This is a genomic window from Roseobacter phycocola (genome assembly GCF_042055075.2).
GTDB lineage: Bacteria > Pseudomonadota > Alphaproteobacteria > Rhodobacterales > Rhodobacteraceae > Roseobacter.
In genome coordinates this window covers 3,787,501-3,797,014 of the sequence record NZ_CP194010.1, presented here as the reverse complement: position 1 = coordinate 3,797,014, position 9,514 = coordinate 3,787,501, and the positions used below count along the sequence as shown (strand labels likewise).

3 protein-coding genes, 1 tRNA gene and 2 rRNA genes are annotated in these 9,514 nt (G+C 54.5%); 3 read left to right on the top strand and 3 right to left on the bottom strand.

The annotated features are described in order from the left end of the window. The first annotated feature begins 2 nt into the window (after window positions 1-2). From AB4K19_RS18795 to AB4K19_RS18785, 3 genes are all read left to right on the top strand, one after another. Entirely contained in the window at window positions 3-1,637 is a 1,635-nt protein-coding gene (locus AB4K19_RS18795; protein WP_375229764.1) for an ABC transporter transmembrane domain-containing protein, read from the top strand. Window positions 1,638-2,277: 640 nt separating this feature from the next. Then, window positions 2,278-3,897, top strand: coding sequence for an ATP-binding cassette domain-containing protein (locus AB4K19_RS18790; protein WP_436398543.1), 1,620 nt, complete (start codon window positions 2,278-2,280; stop codon window positions 3,895-3,897). After that, window positions 3,894-5,243 carry an HlyD family efflux transporter periplasmic adaptor subunit gene (locus AB4K19_RS18785; RefSeq protein WP_375229762.1) on the top strand — a complete coding sequence of 450 codons (1,350 nt, stop codon included), beginning with the start codon at window positions 3,894-3,896 and terminating at the stop codon, window positions 5,241-5,243. Before AB4K19_RS18790 ends, AB4K19_RS18785 begins: the two co-directional genes overlap by 4 nt. A 317-nt stretch (window positions 5,244-5,560) precedes the next feature. Here the strand turns inward: AB4K19_RS18785 and AB4K19_RS18780 are convergent. The 3 genes from AB4K19_RS18780 to AB4K19_RS18770 form a co-directional block, all read right to left on the bottom strand. Beyond that, window positions 5,561-5,637: transfer RNA gene (locus tag AB4K19_RS18780), tRNA-Met, on the bottom strand. Between the two features lie 74 nt (window positions 5,638-5,711). Beyond that, a 5S ribosomal RNA gene (gene rrf, locus AB4K19_RS18775) occupies window positions 5,712-5,826 on the bottom strand. 85 nt (window positions 5,827-5,911) lie between these two features. Continuing rightward, window positions 5,912-9,279: ribosomal RNA gene (locus AB4K19_RS18770) — 23S ribosomal RNA — on the bottom strand. Between the last annotated feature and the right edge of the window lie 235 nt (window positions 9,280-9,514).

The following is a 9,514-nucleotide window of genomic DNA, read 5'->3' as shown; positions in this document are numbered from 1 at the left end:
TAATGAGTGAACTGTCAGTACTGAGATCTGTAACATGGGACCCGGCGATCCTTGCGGCGTCGCTGGTCGCAAATCTGTTGTCACTGGCCGTGCCGCTGGCAATGCTCCAGATATACGACCGTGTCATCCCCAATCAGGCACACGAAACACTGATCGTGCTGGCGGCAATGGTCGCAGCAGCACTCATAATTGATGCAGCATTGCGCCTGTCACGCGCGCGCCTGCTGGCCTTCTTCGCCGCGCGGTTTGAGGAGCGTGCGTACAAAAGGACTTTCTGGTCCCTGATCATGGAAGACCCCGCAAAGCGACGAAAAGTGGACAGTGGCACGCTGGTAACACAGATGACGGCCATAGACCGCTTGCGGAGCCAGCGCGCAGATGGCGCTGCCGCGGCAATGCTTGATCTGCCTTTCGCGGGCATTTTTCTTTTGGTTATGGCGGTCCTGTCTCCCATTGTGGCGCTTACGGTGACCATCACACTGCTGATCACATTCGTCGTACTCGGATATCTGAGACGCAGGATTGATCATTCACGCCATGAACGCCTGGAAACAGAAGCGCGGCGCTACAGCTTTTTCAGCGAAGTTCTGGAAGGGATCCGGTCTGTGCGCGCCCTCCAGATCGGCGAACTGATGAATCGGAGGCAGGAACGCCTGCTGGCACGCTCGGCAACACAGACCCGCGACATGACCCGGGGAATCCATCAGGCCCAGGGTCTGACCGCAGCAATCGGAAACCTCGTTCCTCTCGTGACGGCCGCAACGGCTGGATACCTCGTGGTGAACGGACAGGCCAGTATTGGCGTCCTTGCTGCCGTGGTCGTGCTCAGTGGCCGGATCGTGCAGCCCGTCCTGCGGGTAGAAGGATATCTCTCGGGTCTCGAAAGCACACGGCAAAGCACACAGGACTTTCAGGCTCTGGCTGAGTTACCGCAGCGGGAAAACGGCCTGCTGCCATTGCCCGCGGTGAAAACGCTGGAATTCAGAAATGTTACCGCCCTCCCCGCCAACGATACGGACATTGTTCTGAAGAATATCAACCTCTGTCTTCGGCCCGGGCACTGCCTTTTGCTGCGCAGTGAAGAGCAAAGCAGAGTAGCCGCCGCTGTGCGCCTTTTTCTTGGTGAACTCGCGCTGGAGGAGGGCGCAATCGAAGTGAACGGGAGAGCACTGGAAAGTTTCAGGCTTCAGGACCGGCAGGACCGGATCCGTCTGCTTTCAGAACACTCCCATCTGCTCGAAGGCAGCATTTTCAGCAATATATGCGCCTTCCAGCCCGAGAAAAACCGCGATGCAGCGCTTACTCTGGCCCGGGATCTCGGGCTGCAGAAAATCATGCGGCAGAGCCCAAGGGGTCTGCTGACACAGGTCCGCGCGGACAATGATGGTTTGCCACAGTCAGCACAAAGGATCGCGACCAATATCTGCGGTCTGGTGACCTCTCCAGATGTTGTCGTTTTCCAGACTGCCAACTCAGGGCTCGACCACGAAACAGACCAGAAAATGCTGAACTGGCTCAAAGGGCGGTCGGCAGATCACATTCTCATCCTGGTCACCAACCGGCCTTCCTATATGGCGCTTGCCACGCATACGCTGGACCTGCTGTCCAGCGGCTCTCCAGTACTGGCGGAGGTGTGAGGCGATGGAAAAGCTCATGCTCCGGCAGGAACACCGGATCAACACACAGGACCAGCCAGAACCCTTTCGTCTGACTTCGGAACATCGGGTATTGAAACCGTCACCTGCAAGCCGCGCCCGTTTCAGCAGCTGGGACTACGACGCGCTGCTGGATGGGTTGATCTCAGGGGCAATCTCCGGTCAACCAATGAATGGACAGGATGCATATATCCTGCTGAACCTGCTGGAAAAACTGGCCTGGCCTCCTGATGCCGGGCGACTCGCGGCCGCGATGCCCTATCTGATTGACCGGCTGGACCCATCATCAATACGCACCCTGCTGCTGAACCTTGGCTTCAGTTGCCGGACAAGGCGCGTGACACCGGCACAGTTTCCGCGCCAGAAATCAGCTGGCGTATATGTCAGCTCCGACAACCGGCTTTGGCTGCCGGACCGGGGCGAAGTTTCAGGTTATGCCGCGACACGCCCCGCGTCCGGGAGTGCAGCTGCGGAAAACCGCGCGCTGTCGGCCCGAAAGCGCTGCCATTTCATTGACTTTGCGCCGGACACAGAAGCATCCGCAGGGGAAAACGCCGCGCCGGCAGAAAGCTTCACGTTTGAAACGTTCTCCCGTTTCGCGCCAGATCTGCGCCTCGTCCTTTTGCTGACGATCATCAGCGGTGCACTGACCGTAACGTTTTCGGTCATGGTAATTTTTCTCTTTGATTTGGTTGTCACCGGACAACAACCAACTGTCATAGCGGCGGTCCTTGTTGCAGCGACCGGCCTTTTTGCTTTCGACCTGACATTCCGTACGATCAAAGCTCGTTTGCTTGGACGCATTTCCGGGCGGTTTGAATATCTGATCGGAAGTGCCCTTTTCCGCAAACTGCTGCGGCTTCCCCGAAGGATGATTGATCAGGCGCCCATCAGCGAGCAAACAGTGCGCCTGCGCGAACTGGAAGGTTTACGGGATGTTTTCGCAGGCCCCTTTGCCATTGTGGCGCTCGAACTTCCCGTTTCTTTTCTGCTGCTTGCAGCGATTGCGTTTCTGTCTCCGGCACTGGCGCTCGTCATTGTGGCAATAGTTGTGCTTTTCTTTTTCGCAGGCTTATCGCTTGTACCTGCACTGATCAGGCGTGCAGGCGCATTGTCTGCAGCGCGCAACAGATTAACGCGCCGCCAGATGGAACTTGTCCGCAAACGCGAATTTATTGCCCGGAACGGCCTCGCCTGGCCATGGGCAGAAAGCAGTCAGCGCGCGCTGAACAACGTTGTACTGGCGAGATACCGTCTCGCAAGAAGCGCGTCACGGCTGGAGGCTTTATCCTATGTCTTTGTACCCCTTACAGCCAGTTCAGTCATTTTTTTGGGTGCTGAAAGAGCAATAGCCGGTGTCCTGAGCGGCGGCGAACTGGTCGCGGTGACGATGCTGGCCTGGCGTGCGCTTGCACCACTGCAACAGGGCTTGCTTATTCTGCCAAAATCCAAGGACCTCATGCGACTGTTTCAACAGGTCGATACGATGATACGGTTTGCAGAGGATGACAGCCCGGCGGATATCGGAAGGGAAAAGCATCAGGATGCCCGGCTGTCCGCATCCAATGTGTTTTTGCGCGGTCCAAACGCTCATATTCCGACGCTCGCGGGTGTGAGCCTTGATATACCTGAAGGACTGTTTGTGTCGGTGATCGGCGCATCAGGATCAGGGAAATCTGCCCTGCTCGGCGTCTTGTCCGGTCAGATACAGCCACAGGCTGGAAGCGTTCGGCTTGGCAAGGTGAGCCTTCCTGAAATGTCGAACCGCGCGCTCGGTCACAATATCATGTTCGTTCCGCAGAAACCCATGCTGATCTATGGCACAATTGCGCAGAACCTGCGGTTCGTTGACCCACTGATATCAGATGATCAGATAGAAGAAGTCCTTCGTGAGGTTGGCCTCTCCAGAATGGTTAACAATCTGCCCAATGGGTCACAAACCAGGATTGATCCCAGTGTTGATTCCATCGCTCTGTCTGGTGGAGTACGGACAGCGGTCGCTGTCGCGCAGGCGTTGCTTCTGAAGCCTGCAGTTCTGTTGCTTGATGAAGCTTCAGAAGATGTCGATCCGGTCATTGATCGCGCCATTGAAAATGCTCTCAAAAGTCGGCGCGGGGAAATGACCAGTCTGGTCGTCACGCACCGGCCAAGCCTGATCCGTTCCTCTGATGCGGTAGTTCGCATCGCTGAAGGGCGAACACAGTTCAGGATGTTAGAAAAAGTTCAGAAAGAAGCATCATGACACGCTCTGAAAAGCCTGAAAACGCCACACGAAAGAACCAGGAGCGGACAATTCAGAACGCTGCTGGTCCGGAGATTTCGACCCACTCTGCGCTCGATGAAGTACGTGACAGCAACGCAGCCAGGCTGACCGTCGGTGCCTGCACTGCAAGTGTTGTTTTTGCTCTGACCTGGGCTGCACAGGTTACCGTCGAAGAAAAAGTTTCTGGCACCGGTACCATCGAAACGCAGGGGCACATCGAGCGTATTGAACACCCCGATGGCGGTGTCGTCAAAGAACTGGTGGCAGATCGAAACGCGGTGCTTGCCCCTGGCAGCACGGTGTTGCGCTTTGACACGGCTCATCTTCAGCGGGAAGCTACGGCGTTACGCGCCCGTATCGAAACGCTGGAAAACGAAGCTGACAGAGTTCGGTTTCTACTTAACGCAGATGGCCGGCAACTGCCCGAAAATCAGAATACCGGCGATCCGGCATCAGAGGCTTTCTGGGCCGAGCAGATGTTTCTGGTCGCGCAGCTCGATAGAATCTCCGCAGAAGACGAAAGAATTCTCGCCCAGATCAGCAATACGGCCGCGCGCGCGGATATCATCCGCGACGAGCAGCAGATCGTTGAATCCCAGCTGGTTCGGTTCGACCGTTTCAAAGACAACGGCACAGTACGACTGATTGACCGGGAGCGCCTGCAGCGGGAGGCATTACAACTGCGCAGAAGCGTTGAAGAAACGGAAGGTCGCAGGGTAGATCTCGAATCTACGCGCCAGGAAAACCTGCTTCAGCGAAGCGAGCTACTTGCTCAAAGACGACGGGATGCGGCGGTCAGATGGACAAAGATCAATGAAGAGCTTGTGACGCTCCGGCAGGCGGCGGCAGACGCGGCAGCGCGGATAGCCCGGTCTGACGTTCGGACTGTCGTTGGAGGTCAGGTTCACAGTCTGGAAGTACTGCGTGCAAATGAAGTTGTGGCACCAGGCGACGTCATCGCGGAAATCGTGCCTCCGGGTGCAGCGTACCGCGCTGTCGTAAACGTTTCAGCGGACCGCATTGGGTCAATCCGCGCAGGCATGAACGTCAGCCTCAAGATTATGAGTTTTGATTTTACCCGGTTTGGGGCAATATCGGCCAGCGTTTCGGAAGTTTCTCCGACCAGTTTCACTGCGGATACAGGAGAAGTGGTCTATCGCGTCACTGTAGACTTACCATCAGGCGGGTCAGCCGGGCTTTCGGATGTGTCCGTTCGCCCTGGTATGACGGTCACAGCCGATATCCTTACCGGCGAGCGATCCATTCTCAGCTACCTTTTGCATCCGGTTCGGAAAATTCAGGACCAGTCACTGTCCGAGACATAGCAAACGAGGCACGGGCGCCTTTACCAAAATCCTGATGTAAGCTCAAACCAACGTGGCCGCTTAAAATTGACGAGTTTATCTAACCAGCTTTTCTGACCGCGGTCGCAGTACCGACGCAATCACTGTCAATGTCTGAAGACCGCCACCTGGTATCACGAATTGACGGGCACCGTTTTTAGATCATGAGCCGCTGCTTTGCGCTTTCGCGGAACAGAAAACACGCAAAAATTAATCCGGGACACTGGCCGCGCCAGCTGACCACAAAAAACCAAACTGCCAAACGACAAAAAACCCACCGAACGAACGGTGGGTTTTTTTGGTTGCGGGAGTAGGATTTGAACCTACGACCTTCAGGTTATGAGCCTGACGAGCTACCGGGCTGCTCCATCCCGCGCCAATCTGCGGTGCCTCAGTTCAGGTCTGATATGAGGCGCATCGAAAGAGAGATACGATCAGAGGTTTTACTAGGTTTGGCGATGACCTACTCTCCCACGCCTTAAGACGCAGTACCATCGGCGCTACAGTGCTTAACTGCCAGGTTCGGGATGGGGCTGGGTGTTTCACTTGCGCTATGATCACCAAACCATGAAAAACCTCTGTCCAAGTCGCGTACGACTGTGTGTTGTGTATGCTTTTGAACCTGATAGAAAATCTCTCTTCTACTGGATCAAATCAAGCCTATCGGGCAATTAGTACCAGTCAACTGAACACATTGCTGTGCTTACATCTCTGGCCTATCGACGAGGTGGTCTACCTCGGCCCTCAGGGATACCTTGTTTTGAGGGGGGCTTCCCGCTTAGATGCCTTCAGCGGTTATCCTTTCCGATCATAGCTACCCTGCACTGCTGCTGGCGCAACAACAGGTCCACCAGTGGATCGTTCACCCCGGTCCTCTCGTACTAGGGGCAACTCCTCTCAAGTATCCTACACCCACGGAAGATAGGGACCGAACTGTCTCACGACGTTCTAAACCCAGCTCACGTACCTCTTTAAACGGCGAACAGCCGTACCCTTGGGACCTGCTCCAGCCCCAGGATGAGATGAGCCGACATCGAGGTGCCAAACACTGCCGTCGATATGGACTCTTGGGCAGTATCAGCCTGTTATCCCCGGCGTACCTTTTATCCGTTGAGCGATGGCCCTCCCACTTGGGACCACCGGATCACTATGGCCGTCTTTCGACTCTGCTCGACTTGTCAGTCTCGCAGTCAGGCTGGCTTCTGCCATTGCACTCAACGAGCGATTTCCGACCGCTCTGAGCCAACCTTCGCGCGCCTCCGTTACGCTTTAGGAGGCGACCGCCCCAGTCAAACTACCCGCCACACAGGGTCCCGGATCCGGCTAACGGACCGCGGTTAGACATCAAGCAAAGCAAGGGTGGTATCTCAAGGGAGGCTCCACAGAAACTGGCGTTCCTGCTTCAAAGCCCACCACCTATCCTGCACATGCTTGGCCTGATGCCAGTGTGAAGCTGTAGTAAAGGTGCACGGGGTCTTTCCGTCTAACCGCGGGAAACCTGCATCTTGACAGGTAATTCAATTTCGCTGAGTCGATGTTGGAGACAGCGGGGAAGTCGTTACGCCATTCGTGCAGGTCGGAACTTACCCGACAAGGAATTTCGCTACCTTAGGACCGTTATAGTTACGGCCGCCGTTTACCTGGGCTTCAATTCAGAGCTCTCACCCCTCCTTTTAACCTTCAGGCACCGGGCAGGCGTCAGACCCTATACGTCGTCTTGCGACTTCGCAGAGCCCTGTGTTTTTAATAAACAGTCGCCACCCCCTGGTTTGTGCCCCCAGCCAATACTTGCGTAGAAACTGGGCCTCCTTCTCGCGAACTTACGGAGGTATTTTGCCGAGTTCCTTCAACATCGTTCTCTCAAGCGCCTTGGTATGCTCTACCAGTCCACCTGTGTCGGTTTAGGGTACGATCTTATGATGGAGCTATTTCCAGGAACCTCTGAGCGGCCCATCCAATCCGATAAGGATGAACAACCTTCGAGATCCGTCACTTCCATCTGGCCCAGGAATATTAACCTGGTTCCCATCGACTACGCCTTTCGGCCTCGCCTTAGGGGTCGGCTTACCCTGCTCAGATTAGCTTTAAGCAGGAACCCTTGGACTTTCGGCGAGAGTGTCTCTCACACTCTTTGTCGCTACTCATGTCATCATTCTCACTAGTGATCTCTCCACCGGATCGCTCACGCGCCGGCTTCACAGAAAACTCCGTGTCTCCAATACCCCGAAGGGTTAAGGAGACATGGAGTTATGTCACACTACGCTCTGCTACCATGCAATAAATGCATCCTAAGCTTCGGCTCATGGCTTGAGCCCCGTTACATCTTCGCCGCAGGACAACTTATTTAGACCAGTGAGCTGTTACGCTATCTTTAAAGGATGGCTGCTTCTAAGCCAACCTCCTGGTTGTTTTGGTCGTCCCACCTGCTTTCCCACTTAGCCATGAATTAGGGGCCTTAGCTGTAGGTCAGGGTTGTTTCCCTCTCCACGACGGACGTTAGCATTCGCCGTGTGTCTGCCATCTAGTACTCCTCGGTATTCGGAGTTTGGTTAGGATCAGTAAGCCTGTGGGGCCCCATTACCCATCCAGTGCTCTACCCCCGAGGGTATTCGGATGACGCTCTACCTAAATAGATTTCGCAGAGAACCAGCTATCTCCGAGTTTGATTGGCCTTTCACCCCTAGGCACAGCTCATCCCGATCCTTTTCAACGGATGTGGGTTCGGTCCTCCAGTAAGTGTTACCTTACCTTCAACCTGGCCATGCCTAGATCACTCGGTTTCGGGTCTGATCCCACGAACTCGACGCCCTATTAAGACTCGCTTTCGCTGCGCCTACACCTAACGGCTTAAGCTTGCTCGTGAGACCAAGTCGATGACCCATTATACAAAAGGTACGCCGTCACAAGACTGGAGATCAATTTGGATTGCTTCAGAAACCGATGGTATAGCGCAACGCCAGCGTTTCATTGCCGGGGTTGATATCCTCGATGTCTGCATTTGACCGATGGTCGATGGCCAGCGAAATGCTGCTCGTTTCGGTCAGCCTGTAGCCGACACCGAGAAGCGTCCTGAACTGAACGTTGCCGCCCAGATCACTGCCGTCAGACCCTTCGTCGTAGTAACCAGGCATAAAGCTGCCTTCTACGAACCACGGCCCGGTCCCGATGGACCATTCCGCATGGACACCAATGCCGATGAAGATGTCACCATCTCCATCAACCTGACCTGCTGCTGCAAATGAGTAGTCAGCGCGGGCACCGTCGTAAAACGGGTCTGCGTGATACTCTATAACAACCGCTCCGGTCGTAGTATCTGTTTGGTCAAAGACATCATCTACGCCTAAGCCGATGACATAGTCACCTGCAAAAGCGGTTGATGTTGTCAGTGTGAAAGTCAGTATGGAAGCAAAATATTTCATAGCTTCCAATGACATCCAAATTGAACTCCAGTCAAGCTCCGACTGATTGTAGGCGTTCGGTTTCAGGTACTGTTTCACTCCCCTCGTCGGGGTGCTTTTCACCTTTCCCTCACGGTACTGGTTCACTATCGGTCAGTAAGGAGTACTTAGCCTTCGAAGGTGGTCCTCCGATCTTCAGACAGGATTTCACGTGTCCCGCCCTACTTAATACGTCCAATCATGCTTCTCGTACGGGACTATCACCCACTATGGTTGCGCATTCCAACGCATTCTGACCACACTCATGGCTCGGCTGGTCCCCGTTCGCTCGCCGCTACTAGGGGAGTATCAATTGATTTCCTTTCCTCCGGGTACTTAGATGTTTCAGTTCCCCGGGTTTGCTCTTATAAACCTATGTATTCAGTCTATAAGTACCTGTTTTACCGCATTATTAGCTGCTCCGAAGAGCAATAATAACACAGTATCAGGTGGGTTGCCCCATTCAGAAATCCATGGATCAAAGGTTATTCTCACCTCCCCATGGCTTATCGCAGAGTATCACGTCTTTCATCGCCTCTTACTGCCAAGGCATTCACCAAACGCCCTTCTCGCGCTTGATTTGATCCAGAAAAAGAAAGACTTACGTCAATCGCGACTGCACAGCTGGTAACTAAATGCAGTCCTTATTCTGAACCAAAAGCATACTTTCCCGGTTCATCCGATGTCGATTGGATGAACCTTAGGTTAGTGTACTTGACTTGGACAACTCTGTTCGTTTCAGCCGGGATATCCACAACGCAGCGAGGAAACACCTTGCTATGAACCTTCCACCGAGGTGGAACCGAACTGAGATCA

Bases quoted from the DNA above. Each gene is read 5' to 3' on its own strand.
- AB4K19_RS18795 (WP_375229764.1), top strand. From the start codon at position 3: ATGAGTGAACTGTCAGTACTGAGATCTGTAACATGGGACCCGGCGATC.
- AB4K19_RS18785 (WP_375229762.1), top strand. From the start codon at position 3,894: ATGACACGCTCTGAAAAGCCTGAAAACGCCACACGAAAGAACCAGGAG.